This is a genomic window from Maribacter sp. MAR_2009_72, assembly GCF_007827235.1.
Lineage (GTDB): Bacteria > Bacteroidota > Bacteroidia > Flavobacteriales > Flavobacteriaceae > Maribacter > Maribacter sedimenticola.
In genome coordinates this window covers 381,839-398,509 of record NZ_VISB01000001.1, presented here as the reverse complement: position 1 = coordinate 398,509, position 16,671 = coordinate 381,839, and the positions used below count along the sequence as shown (strand labels likewise).

The following is a 16,671-nucleotide window of genomic DNA, read 5'->3' as shown; positions in this document are numbered from 1 at the left end:
AGATCGAGTCATGAATAAAATTAAATTTGCACTTACCTGCTCCATTTTGGTAATCTTGGTAACCAGTGTACAAATTTCCTGTAAACAGCAGGATACGGAAATCCAAGAAGAACAAAAACAGATAGCACAACAAACTGATGCACCTTTCCCAAAAAAAACCTTATCCAAGGACTTTAAGGAATATTGGTATTCAGGAAATGCGGAGATTACTTCTTATGCCCTGGAACAAGCCAGGTATGGGGAATTACGAAACGGCAAAGCGGTAATGATTTATGTAACAGAGCCTTTTTTACCCGATTTGCAAGTAAAAGCGGACCAAAAATCTCCGAAAAATGTACCTGTTTTAAAACTAAATGCGACCAAAAATTATTTAACAGGAATTTATCCTTATTCTATCATGACCAGTAGCTTTTATCCGGTACACGATAATCAACATGCCCTAAAACTTTCTTTTTCCGCACAAGAATGGTGTGGCCATGTATATGCCCAATTAAACAATAGAAATGATTTTGAAATCATGTCCCATTCCTATTTTGGTAATGAAGCAGACCAGAATGTTCATTTATCAAAAACACATTTAGAAAATGAAATATGGAACAAGATACGGATAGACCCATCAGCGTTACCTACAGGTTCATTTCAAATGATACCTTCATTGGAGTATATTAGGCTTACCCATAAAGAATTAAAACCTTACGATGCTAAAGCAACCATCAGTACTATGGATGGTTATACGGTCTATGAAATTTCATATCCTGCATTGGAACGCACCCTGCAAATAACCTATTCATCTACCTTCCCTTATACAATAGAAGGTTGGACGGATAGCTATAAAGGTGGATTTGGGCAAAATGCTAAAATTTTGACATCTACCGCTACAATAATTAACAGGATTACAACACCCTATTGGCAACAAAATTCGAATAAGCATTTATCTTTGCGCGATAGTTTAGGGTTATAGATTTATGAGAAACTTTATTGCCAATCATCACAGCGAGTTAATTTACAGTCTTGTTGTATTCATTATTATTCTTGTATTAAAATTTCTTTTCACTACAGCAGTCCGCAAAGTCAGTAAATTAAGTGATTTTAATCCGGTAAGAACCAACCTGATCATTAAATTTATAAATATTGCGCTTACCATTATTGCCGTTATAGCCCTTACCTTGGTTTGGAGCGTTAATTATAAGGAGTTGGGTGTTTTGCTATCCTCCGTTTTTGCAGTAATAGGCGTAGCATTATTTGCACAATGGTCTATTTTGAGCAATATTACCGCCGGTGTAATTATCTTTTTTTCTTTTCCTTTTAAAATAGGAAATACCATACGGATATTGGATAAGGAACTTAACGATTCCGAGGCCGGTAACTTAGACACCTTTGTAATTGAGGACATTAGGGCCTTTCATTTGCATTTAAGACGTAGCAATGGAGAAATTTTGACCTATCCCAACAATTTGGTACTACAAAAGGGAGTGGTTTTAATATCTACTTATCGTGAAGGCGAGTTTTTAACTACCGAAGAAGAAAAAGCCTGATTTTGTTAAAGAAGTCGTAAAAAAGCAAGGTTGGCAGCTAATCTTATTATATTTGATTTTACGACCAAAACCACCTTAACATGCGCCATTTATTAGGATTGTTATCCTGTATCCTTTTAATTAGTTCAACCGTTTTATCCCAAGCTCCAAAAACATCTTCCCCAGCAGATATTTACCATTCCATTGAAAAATTAAATTTTTTAGGTACGGCCTTATATATTGCGGCACACCCGGATGATGAAAATACAAGGCTAATATCTTATTTATCTAACAATGTCAAGGCCAGAACCGGTTATTTATCCCTTACCCGTGGAGATGGTGGACAAAACCTTATTGGAACGGAATTACGTGAACTTTTAGGAGTTTTGCGTACCCAGGAATTATTGGCGGCAAGACGTGTAGATGGAGGAGAACAACTTTTTACACGCGCTAACGATTTTGGATATTCCAAACACCCTAAGGAAACTCTTGAAATATGGAATAAGGAAGCCATTTTGGGAGATGTGGTCAGGGCCATAAGGAAATTTAAGCCAGACATTATTATCAATAGGTTTGACCACCGTACTCCGGGCAGTACACATGGTCACCACACTTCATCGGCAATGTTGAGTGTAGAAGCGTTTGACTTGGCAAATGATACCAATGCATATCCTGAACAGTTAAGTGCCACAAATCCTTGGCAACCAAAAAGATTATTTTTTAACACCTCATGGTGGTTTTATGGTAGTGAAGAAAATTTCAAGAAAGCGGATAAGACCAATTTATTACAAATGGATGTTGGGGTATACTATCCTATGTTGGGCAAATCCAATAATGAAATAGCGTCATTGGCAAGTAGTCAACATTTATGCCAAGGATTTGGCAGACTGACCACAAGAGGTTCCGAAAACGAATATATAGAATTGCTTAAAGGGGATTTACCCAATGATAAATCAAATATTTTTGACGGAATAGATACGAGTTGGTCAAGGGTAAAAGGTGGTAAGGAAGTTGGTGATATACTTTACAAAGTAGAAAATAACTTTAATTTCAAGGACCCCACGGTTCATTTGCCCGAGTTGGCAAAAGCCTATGGCTTGATTCAAAAAATCCCTGACACCCATTGGAAAAACCGGAAAACCCAAGAGTTGGTTGCTATTATGACCGCAATTATGGGACTTCATTTAGAGGCTACCACAAAAACACCTTCATCTACTCCTGGAGAAACAGTTTCCATAGACCTTGAAGCATTGAACCGAAGTGCTTTTAAAGTAATATTAAAATCCGTTCGTATCAATGAAGAAAAAGTCTCTACGACACCCATAACACTTCATAATAACAACGCCTATAAGAATGGTGTAAACTTCAATATACCAACAAATACATCATTTACCAGTCCGTATTGGTTGTTGGAAAAAGGTGATTTAGGCATATATAAGGTTAAGGACAAGGAATTAATTGGCCTACCGGAAACACCTAGGGCTTTTACCGTCAATTTTACTATAGAGCTTGCAGGAGAAACTATCCCTATTTCAAGACCTGTACGTTATAAATATGCAAGACCGGACAAAGGGGAATTGTATCAACCGTTTGAGATTTTACCCCAGGCTACCGCAAAATTCAAGGATAAGGTTTTAATTTTTGCCGATGCCGCCCCAAAGCGTATTCCAGTGACCATAAAAGCACATAAGGACAGTATAAAGGGCAGTATAGCGTTGACCTTTGGAGCAGGATGGCAGATAGATAAATCCCAACAGGAATTCTTCATAGCCAAAAAAGATGATGAACAGACGGTTTACTTCACCTTAACCCCCCCGGCAACCGAAAATGAAACTTTTATAACACCTATACTAAAACTTAACGGCCAGGAAATCAAAAAAGAATTGGTAACCATAGCCTATGACCATATTCCTACGCAAACCGTGCTATTGCCATCAGAGGCCAAGGTCGTCAGGTTAAATATTGAAAAGGCAGGTGAAAATATAGGGTATATAATGGGTGCCGGAGATGAAGTACCTACAAGCTTAGCGCAAATAGGTTATAATGTGCAGCTTATTGACCCGGCTTCTATCACTGCCGAATCTTTAAGTAAATATGATGCCGTTGTTATGGGTATTAGGGCATATAATGTTGTAGACGAACTGGAATTTAAACAAAGATTTATTCTAGAATATGTAAAGAATGGCGGTACGGTTATTGTGCAGTATAATACGGCAAGTAGGTGGCGCGATCAATTTGAGAAAATTGCACCTTATGAACTTACTATTTCCAGGGATAGGGTCACCAATGAAAACAGTGAAGTCAAAATCATAGCCAAAAACCATTCCTTGGTAAATTTCCCTAATAAAATTACCACAGATGATTTTAATGGATGGGTTCAAGAGCGCGGGCTATACTTCCCTAATGAGTGGAGTCCTGAATTTACACCAATACTAGAAATGAGCGATCAAGGAGAGAAAAGTACAAAAGGTAGTTTATTAATTGCCCCATATGGAAAGGGAAACTATATTTATACCGGACTAAGCTTTTTTAGGGAATTGCCCGTAGGTGTGCCAGGCGCATACAAACTATTCTCCAACCTATTATCCGTAGGTAAGGATAAGGTTGTATCCAAAGAAAAAATAAAAGGATGAAAACAGAACGTGATGAAAATACTACATGGAAGAAAGAATACACAATAGTATTGGTCCTCAACTTTATTTATGTTCTTGTTTTTTATTACGTAATGACTTCATTTAATTAATATGAAGGAACTAGATTGGTTCATATTGGCCGGTACCCTATTGTTCATTGTAATTTATGGGGTATGGAAAACCAAAGGCAGTAAGAACGTAGATGACTATGTTAGAGGTGGCAACAACTCTAAATGGTGGACTATTGGCTTATCCGTAATGGCTACCCAGGCCAGTGCAATTACATTTTTATCTACCCCGGGACAGGCTTTTCATGATGGTATGGGCTTTGTACAGTTCTATTTTGGATTGCCATTTGCAATGATAATTATATGTATGGTATTTGTTCCCTTATACCATAGAATGAAAGTCTATACGGCATATGAATTCTTAGAAGGGCGCTTTGATTTAAAAACACGCTCCTTGGCCGCAGTTCTTTTCTTGATACAAAGAGGTCTTGCAGCTGGTATAACCATATTTGCACCATCTATAATTTTATCGGCAGTATTGGGTTGGGATTTAAGAACGCTGAACATTATCATTGGGACTTTGGTAATTATTTATACCGTATCCGGCGGAACCAAGGCCGTGAGCGTAACCCAAAAACAGCAAATGTTCATTATCATGACCGGTATGTTCATTACCTTTTTCTTTATATTGGGCTACCTTCCTTCGGACATCACCTTTAGCAAGGCCATGAAGATTGCAGGTGCCAGTAATAAGCTAAATATTTTAAATTTTGATTTAGATACCTCTAGCAGGTATACCATATGGAGTGGTATTACTGGGGGACTTTTCCTTTTTCTGGCATATTTTGGTACGGACCAAAGTCAGGTACAACGATATTTATCTGGAAAATCTATTCGTGAGAGCCAGTTAGGTCTCGTATTCAATGCCATTTTTAAAATACCTATGCAGTTTTTTATATTACTGGTAGGGGTTATGGTTTTTGTCTTTTATCAATACAATCCTTCACCATTAAATTTTAATCCATCGGCGACGCAAGCCGTTATGGAATCTCCATTGGCAGACGATTACCGGTTACTGCAAGAAGGACAGATAGCCTTGGAAGCTGAAAAAAGAATTGCGCAAAATAAATTTTCCTCTGCTCTGGAGATTAAGGAATTTACGGCCGTGGAAGAAGCAAAAATGCAAATCATACGCATTAATCAAAAAGACAGCACCAATCGCGTAGCGGCCAAATCCTTAATTAGTCAGGCTAATAGTGTAGTGGAGACCAATGATAAGGATTATGTGTTTATACATTTCATTCTCAACAATCTTCCTACAGGTTTAGTGGGTCTATTGCTTGCGGTTATCCTTTCTGCCGCAATGTCCTCAACCGCTTCTGAGTTAAATGCCTTGGGAACCATAACTGCCTTGGACCTTTATAAAAGAAACCGTACGGGAGTATTTACTGAAAAGCATTATGTTAAGGCCTCTAAGTATTTTACCTTGTTATGGGGAGTTGTAGCCATATTCATTGCGTGTGTAGCCAACTTATTTGATAATTTAATTCAACTGGTCAATATTATTGGCAGTATATTCTATGGCAACGTTTTGGGTATATTTTTAATTGCGTTCTTTTTTAAGTTCATTAAAGGGAATGCGGTCTTTTTTGCAGCCATTATAACACAGATCATTATTTGTATAATTTATTACTACCTTATCCACATCTATCCATCCGGTCAGGAAAAATTAGGATATTTATGGTTAAACTTTTTTGGTGCGGCATTGGTAATTATAATATCATTTGTATTTGAAGCGTTTGATAGAATGTTGAAAAAGCCGTTATCCACAAATTAATCACCAAAAAACACGTTCAGCCCCAATTTATGGTCCAAAAAGAAATTTCCTCCTATTTTACAGAACAATATCACTCGCAACCCTTATTGATTAAAGCACCAGGAAGAATTAATCTTATAGGGGAGCACACAGATTATAATGAAGGGTTGGTACTACCGGCCTCCATTGAGAAAGCCATATATTTTGCGGTTTCCCCTAATGAATCCGGCACCATACAAATAGAAACCTTTTTGACCCAACCGGAAAAGATAACGTTTCAATTAAACGGAAATCATGATAAGTATGCACGTTTTTGGGGTAACTACTTTAAAGCGATCATTGATATTTTAGTAGCTGAAAATTATCCGCTTAAAGGAATGAACTGCGTTTTTGGCGGTGATATTCCCATTGGTTCAGGACTTTCTTCTTCCGCAGCACTTTGCTGTGGCTTTATTTACGCTATCACAAAAGTTTCAGGCAAAGAACTTCCCAGGGAAGACATAGCGTTGATTGCTCAAAAAGCGGAACATAAGATTGGTCTTAATTGCGGTCTAATGGATCAATATGCGGTACTCTTTGGAAAAAAAGGAAATGCTTTTTTTCTAGATTGTAAAGATTTGAGCCATAGTTACATCCCCATAAATCTACAAGGCTATAGTTGGGTTTTGGTAAATTCCAATATTAAGCACAATTTGGCCGTGGATTCTGAATACAACAAGAGAAGGGTATCATGTGAAAATATTGTGGAACTGGTACAGCAGATTAAAAATGGGGTGACTTCTTTACGTGATGTAACAGTAGAAGATTTACATCATATATCCGAGAAAGCAAATGAAACCGATTTAAAACGCGCCAAATATATTATAGATGAGAATTCACGAGTTCTGAACATGATGCAAGCCTTAACGGATGGCAATGCGCAGCAAGTTGGAGAAATTCTAAGGCAAGGCCATTGGGCCATGTCATTACAATATGAAATTACAACACCAGAACTAGATATCTTGGTAAAGATTGGTGAGGAACTGGACGGTGTAATGGGTTCTAGAATGATGGGTGGCGGTTTTGGAGGGTGCACCATAAACCTTGTAGAAACCAATAAATTGGATACCTGCATTACGGCACTACTCCAAAATTACAGGGAGCGCACCGGAATAGGTGCAGAATATTATCACTTGGCCATTGATGATGGTGTAAAGGTAATTGCCTAATAAAACTAATAAAACAATCTTATAAAAAAAGTCCGTGCAATGAATGCACGGACTTTTTATTATGGAAAGGAAAGCTTACTTAGCCCCCCACTCTTTTAATGAATCTGTATTCATTTTAACATAATCATCGTTACCGGCTTCTTTAGCTCCTGCCAATGATTTTTTGGCTGCCTCTATTGCTCCTTTTTTGTCCCCTGCCTTTGCCAATATCAAAGATTGCTGCCTTAATTGCCAAAATGCAGGTTTTTCGGTCATTGACATTGCTTTGTCCATCCATTGCTTTGCTTTTTGTATATCCTTGCCTTCACTAGAATAATATACCGCCGCTGCATAGTAATCACCTGCAGTAGGACCGTTTAATGCTTTATCTATATTTTGCATTACAGTTGCATCCGTTGGTACTGAAAAAGGAACGGCAACATAGGTGTTCTCCCATATGATGCCAATGTTTGCTCCATTACTCGTTACATCATCTATAGTAATCGTAAACGTTTCAACAGGCATATCCATTTTGTAAACCGGAACGTTCAATTGAGCTACAACCTTTTCTTCTTCCCAAACCTTTGGCGTTCCTCCACCATCAATATCGGTGTAAAAAAACACTTCCCAAGAAGAAGCTCCAGGTTTGGTAAAAATTGAATACGTACCAGCTTCCACCGCACTATCAGCAATGGTAACCTTAGTATCAAAAGTAACTTTGGTATAAGCATTGGCCCCTGTTCGCCATAGCTTGTCAAAAGGAACCAAATTACCATAAACCTTACGACCTCTCATGGAAGGTCTAGAATAATCAATGGTTACTTCAGTTAGGCCCACAGTCTGTATTAATTTTGAAGACGGACTTGGTGCCGGAGTATTAATTTGTGCTTCAACCGTAAATGACGCTACGATTGCCAATAAAAAGAGTACTACTTTGTTCATGACTTTAGTGATTAGTTTATACCTACGAAATTAGAGATAAACATACCTTTAAATTGTTAATAAAATCTTAAATACGGAGCGATGCTGAATTACTTAAATACAGCAAAAGGTTTTGCTATGACTCCATCTTCTAAATACATGGCCATATAGTATATTGAGGTTTCCAAGGATACATTAATAACACCTTCTTTTTCAACCTCATTTAAATTTTCCCATACCCGTTGTCCAAGAACATTATAAATGATCTGCCCATAAATATCTTTGGTAGTGGTTATAGAATAATGGTAAATATTACTGTTATCATCTTTATAAATAATAAGTTGGTCCACTAGTTCCTCTTGAGGTGTTTCAGGTTCTTCCGGCTCTTCTGGCGTTTCGGGTTCTTCCGGTTCCTCTGGAATTTCAGGTTCTTCGGGTTCTTCATCTATGAGTTGAAATGAAAACAACCTTGAACTTGACTCAATAGTAGGACTTTGCCTGGAAAAATATTCCGAGGTAAAAAAGTAATTTCCTGATGTAGTATTCGTAATACCTTCAGCTTGAACAAAATTCAATCCCAAGGAATTAATTGAAAGTCCGCTAAGGACATCTTGGGAATCCAAAATGTCAACAGTGCCTATAAATGGACTTAAAATGGAAGAATACCCCAAAATTACCAAAGTATTATTTGTACTATTAAAGGTGGCATCCGTAACTAAACCTATATTCTCTATTGCTCCCACCCTTTCTGCTACATGGTTTCCTGGAAATTTAGGAATTGCATATGCTACACTTCCCATACTTTGCCATTGTTTGGTAAGAATGATCAATTCATCGTTCAAAACAAAAAAAGCTTCTGCATCCCAATCGCTATTTCCACTATCCGAAAAATCAATTTGGTCGGCATAGGAAAAAAAAATGGTAGTTGCCTGAACTTCATCAGAGGCCAAAAAGTCCGACTTTGCAATTCTATGGATTGCCAAATCCGTTCGGGTACCGACATTGTTGCCAAAATCACCTATATAAATATATTCCCCATCTTCCGTAATAGCTTCCCAATCCGTATTTTCCACGTTCGTAACCGTTACAGTCCTTACAACGGATAGGTTCAATGTATCCAGTTCATATAAGACAGGCTCATTACCGGAATCATTATGTGTAATTAAATGTCCATTAAAAAATAACAATCCTGAGCTTTCCAGTACTTCACTGGGGAGTTCACCAATGGTTTGCAAGTTTTGCTGTGCGTAACTATGCATGGTCGTTACGACCATAATTACACATAAAAAATAGTGAACGGAAATTTTCATAGATGCAAAATAAACTACAATAAAGTTAAAACCTTCAGCATAAGCGATGTAAATTTAAATTAATCGTCAAACCATCGGTCTAAAGGGCCAAATATCTATTAATTTAATTTTTGTTTAACTTATTTAGATTTTAATTAAACAAATAATGGTCATACCTTTGGACAAACAGCGCACATGAAATTATATCAATTACATTCTAAGCAGGCTTTACCCATATCCAAAGGTGAAGCGTGGAATTTTCTATCGGACCCTAAGAACTTAAAGGTAATTACTCCTGAACATATGGGTTTCAACATTTTGTCCGGAGCGGACAGACCTATGTTTCCTGGTCAAATAATACAATATACCGTATCCCCGTTTCCTGGTTACACAACAAAATGGGTAACGGAAATTACTCATGTTAGGGTTGGTGAGTATTTTGTGGACGAACAACGGTTTGGACCGTACGCCCTATGGCACCATAAACACTTTATCAAAGAAATAGAACATGGTATTGAAATGGAAGATATCATTGATTACAAGATTCCTCTAGGCATTTTAGGCCAAATTGCCCATCCCCTATTGGTAAAGAAACAATTACTGACCATTTTTAAATATAGGGAACAAAAATTAAAGGAAGTTTTTGGTGCAATAGAACATATTCCCAATCAATTATCACTAAACTCTTTTTAAATGAAAAATATATTACTTATTGGAGGTTCGCACGGTATTGGCTTAGCAATAGTGAATGAATTAAAGGACAACCACCAACTTTTCATAGCCTCCAGAACCGCAGATACCATTGCCCATAAAAATATAACCCATATACCATTTGATGCCACCAAGGATGAACTGGACCTAGGTCAACTTCCAGAAAAGATAGATGGTTTTGTATATTGCCCTGGCAGTATAAATTTGAAACCTTTTAAAATGATGGGCGTGGATACCATAAGACAGGATATGGAAATTAATTTCTTTGCTATGGTAAATGTGGTCAAGAATATCATCGGTAAAATGAACGAAGGTTCAAGCATGGTATTTTTTAGTACTATTGCCGTAGGTACAGGAATGCCGTTCCACACAAGTGTTTCTGCTGCCAAAGGAGCAATAGAAGGTTTTGCAAAGTCTATGGCCGCTGAATACGCCCCTAAAATTAGGGTTAACGTAATTGCTCCTTCCTTAGTGGATACTCCCCTTGCAGGTAGGCTATTGAACAATGAAAAGAAAAGAGAGGCAATGGATGACAGACATCCTTTAAAGCGTGTTGGCACTGCAAACGATATTGCCCAAAGTGCCATTTATTTGTTAAGCGAGAAAAGTGCTTGGGTAACGGGTCAAGTTCTTGGTGTAGATGGTGGTTTATCAACTTTAAATATACATTAATGTCCAATAAGAAAGTTTCTATATTTTGGTTTAGAAGAGATTTAAGATTAGATGATAACGTGGGCTTTTTGGAAGCCTTAAAGGGAGATTTTCCCGTACTACCCATTTTTATTTTTGATACCGAAATATTGTCCAAACTTCCCAAGGATGATGCAAGGCTGAATTTTATATACGATACTTCACAGCAAATGCGTAATGAGCTCCAAGAGAACCACAACAGTTCCTTGGCCATGTATTATGGAAAACCCAAATCTGTCTTTGCTGAACTATTAAAAGAATATGAAATAGAGTGCGTATTCACAAACCGGGATTATGAGCCTTATGCAAAAGTACGTGATGAACATATAGAAAAGTTATTAGCCGATAATGATATACCATTTAAAACTTTTAAGGACCAAGTAATCTTTGAAAAAGCGGAAATTGTAAAGGATGATGGCGAACCTTATGTAGTCTATACACCCTATAAAAATAAATGGAAAGAAAATTTTGATGCGGATAAGAACCTAAAAATTCATTATACCAGTCAGCATCTACATAATTTAATAGCCCATACCAGATTACCAAATCTATCACTAAGTGATATTGGATTTGAAAAATCTGAAATAGAAGTACCGGATTATGATGTTACGCCCACATTGATCGAAAACTATGAGGATACCAGAAATTTTCCTGCCTTGGATTATGGTACATCACATTTGGGTCCCCATTTAAGATTTGGTACGGTATCGGTAAGGAAAATGATAAAAAAGGCCATAGCGGAAAAGAACGAGGTATTTTGGAGCGAGCTCATTTGGCGAGAATTTTTCATGACCATTCTTTGGCATTTCCCACATACGACAGATAACGCTTTTAAACCCAAATATGACCGTATTGAATGGAGAAACAATGAAGATGAATTTGATAAGTGGAAAAATGGAAATACCGGTTATTTACTTGTAGATGCGGGTATGCGTGAACTTAACAACACGGGATATATGCACAACCGAGTAAGAATGCTGGTAGCAAGTTTCTTATGTAAACATTTGTTGATAGATTGGCGTTGGGGCGAAACTTATTTTGCAGAAAAGTTGTTGGATTATGAAATGAGTTCCAATGTTGGTAATTGGCAATGGGCAGCGGGTAGCGGCGTAGATGCTTCGCCATATTTTAGAATTTTCAATCCTATGACACAGGTAGATAAATTCGATAAAAAAAAGGAATATATTAAAAAATGGATTCCAGAATATGGCACGGATGATTATCCAGAAAAAATGGTAGACCATAAAAAGGCAAGGGAACGGTGTTTGGAAACCTATAAGAATGCCTTAAATTGATATTATTTTGCCAATTGACGATTTAATTCTTGTTGATCAACGACCCTTCTTTTTAGTGTATTGACATAGCGTAGTGCTTCCTTAGTACCATAGTCCGTGTATGCTTTAGAGGCAAACTCTATAGCACGGCTTAAATTGCCGTTAATTTCGTTACTTATTGCCATATTAAAATGGGCTCTACCGGCAACTTTTAATTTAGGATTGTTTAACTCCGCATCCCAAAGTTCTGCTGCGCCGTCCCAATTACCGGTCAATGCCCTTCTTTTTGCCATCTTGAAACTATCACTTCCTTTTACAAAATATTCCCTAGCGATACGAACTTTTGCTGGCAAGGTAAAACGGGCATAATTAGCCCCTAAATTTGTACTGATATCCATCACAGCTTCTTTTCTTCCGATCACGGCTTCAAATGCCTTTACAGGATTTATTCCTTCTCCCATAGAATTTACCTGATTATTAGTGATGTACTCATCAACGATAATTCTATTGGCGGCATCATAGACACGCCATCCATTTTTGATCAGTGTATTTAATTTAATTCTATGACCAGGTACTTCTGCCAAAATACCTAAGTTGTTAGGAATTTTCACCATGGTCATCTCATAATCTGCTGCGGTATCAGTATCATAAAATTCTAGAGAGAACAATACATCCACACCATTTTCTTTACAAATTTTGTCTACAACATCCCATGAAAGTGCTGCAGGGAAAACACCTAATCCCTTTTCAAAATCTTTATTACCGTCAATTATTTTTATCGTTTCAAACCTATTACCACGCTCTAATTCAAATCGTAGTCCAGATACGGCTTTTTGCGCCCCTTCTTTGTCCATGTTCAATCCTTCCAATGAAAGTATCTTATCAATATTATCTACAACTTTATTTTTTTCCGAAGCTTCACTCCTGTTGATAATTCCTATATGCAATACATCAGATGCTATTGAAACTTGAGCAGGTTGGGTAATACCCATGGTTAATCTATTTGTAGAACTACAAGCTAGAAATGAAAATGAAACAGCAAGGCAGAGCATATAGAAGTATAAACTTTTCATAACTGAATGAATTTTAAACGTAATGATTTGAGTATTAACGAAAAATGAGACATTAAATTATACATTATATCAAATATTAGCTGCCGTATTATCAATAGTTTAATTGTGTGTTCATAATTTTTATATAGCATAATGGTACAGGTTTATAATGTAAATTGAACTTCATTAAAACCTAGTATATCGTTATATTTACTACAACAATCGACAATTGTTCGATTAATAACTGACTACAAACCAACTTTTACGAAAATGAAAAAAATTACACTGCTCGCCTTATGCCTGTGCATGGGTACAACTGTATTTTCTCAAAAATTGAGTAAAGACAAAAAATCGCTTATTGAATCTGTTGAAAAACATAAAGATGAGCTTATTAAAATAAGTGATTCTATTTGGGCCTTGGCAGAGACTGCTTTTGATGAATCTGAATCATCCAGAATACTAGCTGATTATGCAGAGAAAAATGGATTGACCGTAACAAGGGGCGTTGCGGATATCCCAACTGCCTTTACCGCCACCTATGGTTCCGGAAGTCCGGTAATAAGTATCCTAGGAGAATTTGATGCACTACCCGGCATATCACAAAAAACGACACCGGTAAAAGAACCTTTTAAGGAAGGTGCCGCCGGTCATGGGTGTGGTCATAATATGTTTGGCACCGCCAGTCTGGGCTCTGCCATTGCCATAAAGGAATTAATGGATGCCGGTAAAATAAAAGGCACCGTAAAATTTCTAGGCACACCTGCGGAAGAAAAGTATTTTGCAAAGGTTTGGATGGTAAAAGCGGGGCTTTGGGATGATGTAGATGTAAATATAAGCTGGCACCCTTCTGCTGAAATAGAGGCCGATGTACAGAGTGGACTTTCATTGATCGATTTTATCGTGGAATTTTACGGACAGACCGCCCATGCTTCAGCAGACCCTTGGAACGGCCGTAGTGCCTCTGATGCCTTAGAGCTATATACCACGGGCATCAATTATTATAGGGAGCATATATTGCCCACTTCTAGAATACATTACCATATTCAGGACGGAGGACAAGTAGTGAACGTAGTGCCAGATTATGCAAAATTATGGGTAAGGGTACGTGACCCCAAAAGGTCAAAAATGTTGCCCACCTATGAACGTGTTAAGGAAATGGCGGAAGGTGCCGCCATCATGGCCAATGTAGACTATAAAATTTCATTGGTTTCCGGTATTTATGAAACATTGGTCAATCGTGCCGGCGGCGAAATTATGCAGGACAACTTAGAATTATTAGGTCCCATTACATACACGGAGGAAGAAACCGTTTTTGGAAAAGCAATACAAAAAGCAACCGGTAAACCAGAAATAGGAATGGATGGCGCCGTGCATCCATTAAAGGAAACCGAAGAAAATCCCGGTGGTGGTTCAACGGATGTAGGCGATGTAAGTTGGAACGTACCCAATATTAACTTAGGTGTAGCCGTTGCACCAAAAGGTACTCCTTGGCATTCATGGGCCGTTGTGGCCTGTGGTGGTATGTCCATTGGTCATAAGGGAATGATTCATGCTTCTAAGGCAATGGCAATGACGATGTTGGATCTTTTTCAAGACCCAAAACTAGTCACAAAGGTAAAAGAGGAGTTTATGACAAGAAAAGGAGACGAGGTCTATGAGCCAATGATAGATGGTCCACCGCCACTTAAAGGAAAATAAAACAAATAGGAAAAGAAGCTATCATAAACGGTAGCTTCTTTCATTTTTAAGTATCTTGAAAGCTGAACATATCTATATTACCATGAAAAATTGTATTGTCGCATTCCTTTTATTTTGTACCACTTTTTGTGTTGCCCAAAAATTTCAATTTCAATTTGATCACCAATCCATTGTAGTTTCGGATGTAAATGCCAGTGCGGAATTTTATGGTAACATATTAGGATTAAAGGAAACTGAACATCCGGACAATCCTTCAAATATTCGTTGGTTCGTTGTAAACGGGAACTCACATGTTCATTTAATCGAGCGCGAATTTGTACCGTTCGAAAAAAATAAATCCATGCACTTATGCCTATCAACCCAAGATTTAGAGGGCGTAATAGCACATTTGGAAAAAAATGGGATAACCTATTGGGATTGGCCCGGAAAGAAAAACGCCGTAACCACTAGAAAGGATAAAGTTCGTCAAATATATATTCAAGACCCCGATGAATATTGGATAGAGATCAACACTGCGGTACATTAAGTAAATTTCTAAACATGAAGATTTTTCAATTAAGTTTTCCTTGGCAGACACAAGATCCATTTTTGTTCTGTGTATATCATTTAGACCATTACCCCAAAGGAAATGGAGCATTGGGCCCTGCGGATTCATTGGAGGGCAGACCTTTGGGCAATGACTTCATAGGCAAGGATGGCTGGCGAATGTACCATGGCACTTCAATTCCCGGGTTTCCAGCACATCCCCATCGTGGATTTGAAACCATCACCATTGCGAACAAAGGTTTTTGTGACCACTCCGATTCTTTAGGAGCTGCAGGCCGTTTTGGCGAAGGGGACGTACAATGGATGACTGCCGGTAGAGGTGTACAACATTCAGAAATGTTTCCTTTACTGCATACGGATAGGGAAAACACCTTGGAACTCTTTCAAATTTGGTTGAATCTGCCCCAAAAAAGTAAATTGGTGCCACCCCATTTTAAAATGCTTTGGCATGAGGAAATACCTATAGCCAAACTTCAAGGGGCTACAATTAAGGTCATTGCAGGAAATTATAACGATTATAATGCCTTACCACCTGCACCCGATTCTTGGGCCGCGGATTTGGATAATGATGTTGCTATATGGAATATCCATATCCATGCCAATCAATCGGTTAAATTGCCCAAGGCAAAACATGGTACGTTGCGAACCATATATTTCTATGAAGGTAATACGTTACGGATTATGGATGAAACCGTCATGCCCAATCATGGAATAGAAGCAGATGCATCCAAACCAATGACAATAAAGGCCATAGCAAAAGATGCTTACCTATTGGTTTTACAAGGCAGACCGATCAATGAGCCCGTTGAAAAATACGGTCCGTTTGTTATGAATACCCAAAAGGAATTGGAACAAGCCATGGATGAATTTAGATTGACTCAGTTTGGAGGTTGGCCTTGGCGCTATCCCGATCATGTACATGATGCTGAACGAGGACGTTTTGCCCAATACCCTGATGGCAACATAATTGAAAAATAATGTTGGATCTTATACGTCTTATTTGCGATACAGGGTTGGTTGTTTTGATTTGGATGGTACAGCTTATAATTTATCCGAGTTTTACATACTACCCACATAAAAATCTTTATCAATGGCATAATAAATACACCAAAAGAATAGCCATAATCGTAGTTCCGTTTATGACAGGTCAATTAATAACCACTACCCTTCAAGTCTACAAAGAATTAGACTTGTATACACTTATTAGCAGTGTACTTGTGCTAAGCGTTTGGTTGTCCACATTCCTACAATTTGTACCATTACACAACCAGATAGCCAACAAAATTGAAATTGACAAAACCCTTATTAAACTAAAACTCCATAATTGGCTAC

General features: G+C 37.8%; 14 protein-coding genes. 11 read left to right on the top strand and 3 right to left on the bottom strand.

What is annotated here, in order from left to right; translation table 11 throughout:
- Positions 1-10 precede the first annotated feature (10 nt).
- The 5 genes from JM81_RS01515 to galK all read left to right on the top strand — a co-directional run bounded on the left by JM81_RS01515 (position 11) and on the right by galK (position 7,179).
- Entirely contained in the window at positions 11-961 is a 951-nt protein-coding gene (locus JM81_RS01515; RefSeq protein ID WP_144800413.1) for a septum formation inhibitor Maf, read from the top strand.
- A 4-nt stretch (positions 962-965) separates the two neighbouring features.
- On the top strand, positions 966-1,535 hold the full coding sequence (locus JM81_RS01510; protein WP_089260532.1) for a mechanosensitive ion channel domain-containing protein: 570 nt from the start codon (positions 966-968) through the stop codon (positions 1,533-1,535).
- Between the two features lie 80 nt (positions 1,536-1,615).
- Positions 1,616-4,147 (top strand): PIG-L family deacetylase, encoded by a 2,532-nt coding sequence (locus JM81_RS01505; protein ID WP_144800412.1) that lies wholly within the window; start codon positions 1,616-1,618, stop codon positions 4,145-4,147.
- A 111-nt stretch (positions 4,148-4,258) separates the two neighbouring features.
- A complete protein-coding gene (locus tag JM81_RS01500) occupies positions 4,259-5,992 on the top strand; it encodes a sodium:solute symporter (protein WP_144800411.1) in 1,734 nt (577 codons plus the stop codon).
- A 29-nt stretch (positions 5,993-6,021) separates the two neighbouring features.
- Positions 6,022-7,179, top strand: coding sequence for a galactokinase (gene galK / locus JM81_RS01495; protein WP_144800410.1), 1,158 nt, complete (start codon positions 6,022-6,024; stop codon positions 7,177-7,179).
- 75 nt (positions 7,180-7,254) lie between these two features.
- On the opposite strand, the gene JM81_RS01490 is transcribed toward galK, so the two are convergent.
- Positions 7,255-8,100, bottom strand: a complete 846-nt coding sequence (locus JM81_RS01490; RefSeq protein WP_144800409.1) for a DUF2911 domain-containing protein — start codon at positions 8,098-8,100, stop codon at positions 7,255-7,257.
- Positions 8,101-8,189: 89 nt separating this feature from the next.
- Positions 8,190-9,389 (bottom strand): hypothetical protein, encoded by a 1,200-nt coding sequence (locus tag JM81_RS01485; protein WP_144800408.1) that lies wholly within the window; start codon positions 9,387-9,389, stop codon positions 8,190-8,192.
- A 174-nt stretch (positions 9,390-9,563) separates the two neighbouring features.
- Between JM81_RS01485 and JM81_RS01480 the strand changes: the two genes are divergently transcribed.
- The 3 genes from JM81_RS01480 to JM81_RS01470 are packed head-to-tail and all read left to right on the top strand — an operon-like array spanning position 9,564 to position 12,064.
- Positions 9,564-10,061, top strand: a complete 498-nt coding sequence (locus JM81_RS01480; RefSeq protein WP_144800407.1) for an SRPBCC family protein — start codon at positions 9,564-9,566, stop codon at positions 10,059-10,061.
- Positions 10,062-10,751: an SDR family NAD(P)-dependent oxidoreductase gene (locus tag JM81_RS01475; RefSeq protein WP_144800406.1), complete on the top strand. Its 690-nt coding sequence runs from the start codon at positions 10,062-10,064 to the stop codon at positions 10,749-10,751. It begins immediately after the preceding gene.
- Positions 10,751-12,064, top strand: coding sequence for a cryptochrome/photolyase family protein (locus tag JM81_RS01470; protein ID WP_144800405.1), 1,314 nt, complete (start codon positions 10,751-10,753; stop codon positions 12,062-12,064). The genes JM81_RS01475 and JM81_RS01470 overlap by 1 nt, the downstream gene beginning before the upstream one ends.
- Before the next feature lie 2 nt (positions 12,065-12,066).
- Here the strand turns inward: JM81_RS01470 and JM81_RS01465 are convergent, their stop codons facing one another.
- Positions 12,067-13,116 (bottom strand): DUF6340 family protein, encoded by a 1,050-nt coding sequence (locus JM81_RS01465; protein WP_144800404.1) that lies wholly within the window; start codon positions 13,114-13,116, stop codon positions 12,067-12,069.
- A 249-nt stretch (positions 13,117-13,365) separates the two neighbouring features.
- Here JM81_RS01465 and JM81_RS01460 point away from each other — a divergent pair, with 249 nt between their 5' ends.
- The 3 genes from JM81_RS01460 to JM81_RS01450 all read left to right on the top strand — a co-directional run bounded on the left by JM81_RS01460 (position 13,366) and on the right by JM81_RS01450 (position 16,317).
- On the top strand, positions 13,366-14,793 hold the full coding sequence (locus tag JM81_RS01460) for an amidohydrolase (protein ID WP_144800403.1): 1,428 nt from the start codon (positions 13,366-13,368) through the stop codon (positions 14,791-14,793).
- A gap of 82 nt (positions 14,794-14,875) precedes the next feature.
- Positions 14,876-15,319, top strand: coding sequence for a VOC family protein (locus JM81_RS01455; RefSeq protein ID WP_144800402.1), 444 nt, complete (start codon positions 14,876-14,878; stop codon positions 15,317-15,319).
- A 14-nt stretch (positions 15,320-15,333) separates the two neighbouring features.
- Positions 15,334-16,317, top strand: coding sequence for a pirin family protein (locus JM81_RS01450; protein ID WP_144800401.1), 984 nt, complete (start codon positions 15,334-15,336; stop codon positions 16,315-16,317).
- The last annotated feature ends 354 nt before the right edge of the window (positions 16,318-16,671 follow it).

Excerpts from the sequence above, each read along its gene's own strand:
- JM81_RS01465 (WP_144800404.1), bottom strand. The coding sequence starts at position 13,116 with ATGAAAAGTTTATACTTCTATATGCTCTGCCTTGCTGTTTCATTTTCA.
- JM81_RS01460 (WP_144800403.1), top strand. The coding sequence starts at position 13,366 with ATGAAAAAAATTACACTGCTCGCCTTATGCCTGTGCATGGGTACAACT.
- JM81_RS01450 (WP_144800401.1), top strand. The coding sequence starts at position 15,334 with ATGAAGATTTTTCAATTAAGTTTTCCTTGGCAGACACAAGATCCATTT.
- JM81_RS01455 (WP_144800402.1), top strand. The coding sequence starts at position 14,876 with ATGAAAAATTGTATTGTCGCATTCCTTTTATTTTGTACCACTTTTTGT.
- JM81_RS01515 (WP_144800413.1), top strand. The coding sequence starts at position 11 with ATGAATAAAATTAAATTTGCACTTACCTGCTCCATTTTGGTAATCTTG.
- JM81_RS01510 (WP_089260532.1), top strand. The coding sequence starts at position 966 with ATGAGAAACTTTATTGCCAATCATCACAGCGAGTTAATTTACAGTCTT.
- JM81_RS01485 (WP_144800408.1), bottom strand. The coding sequence starts at position 9,389 with ATGAAAATTTCCGTTCACTATTTTTTATGTGTAATTATGGTCGTAACG.
- JM81_RS01475 (WP_144800406.1), top strand. The coding sequence starts at position 10,062 with ATGAAAAATATATTACTTATTGGAGGTTCGCACGGTATTGGCTTAGCA.
- galK (WP_144800410.1), top strand. The coding sequence starts at position 6,022 with ATGGTCCAAAAAGAAATTTCCTCCTATTTTACAGAACAATATCACTCG.
- JM81_RS01500 (WP_144800411.1), top strand. The coding sequence starts at position 4,259 with ATGAAGGAACTAGATTGGTTCATATTGGCCGGTACCCTATTGTTCATT.
- JM81_RS01480 (WP_144800407.1), top strand. The coding sequence starts at position 9,564 with ATGAAATTATATCAATTACATTCTAAGCAGGCTTTACCCATATCCAAA.
- JM81_RS01470 (WP_144800405.1), top strand. The coding sequence starts at position 10,751 with ATGTCCAATAAGAAAGTTTCTATATTTTGGTTTAGAAGAGATTTAAGA.
- JM81_RS01505 (WP_144800412.1), top strand. The coding sequence starts at position 1,616 with ATGCGCCATTTATTAGGATTGTTATCCTGTATCCTTTTAATTAGTTCA.
- JM81_RS01490 (WP_144800409.1), bottom strand. The coding sequence starts at position 8,100 with ATGAACAAAGTAGTACTCTTTTTATTGGCAATCGTAGCGTCATTTACG.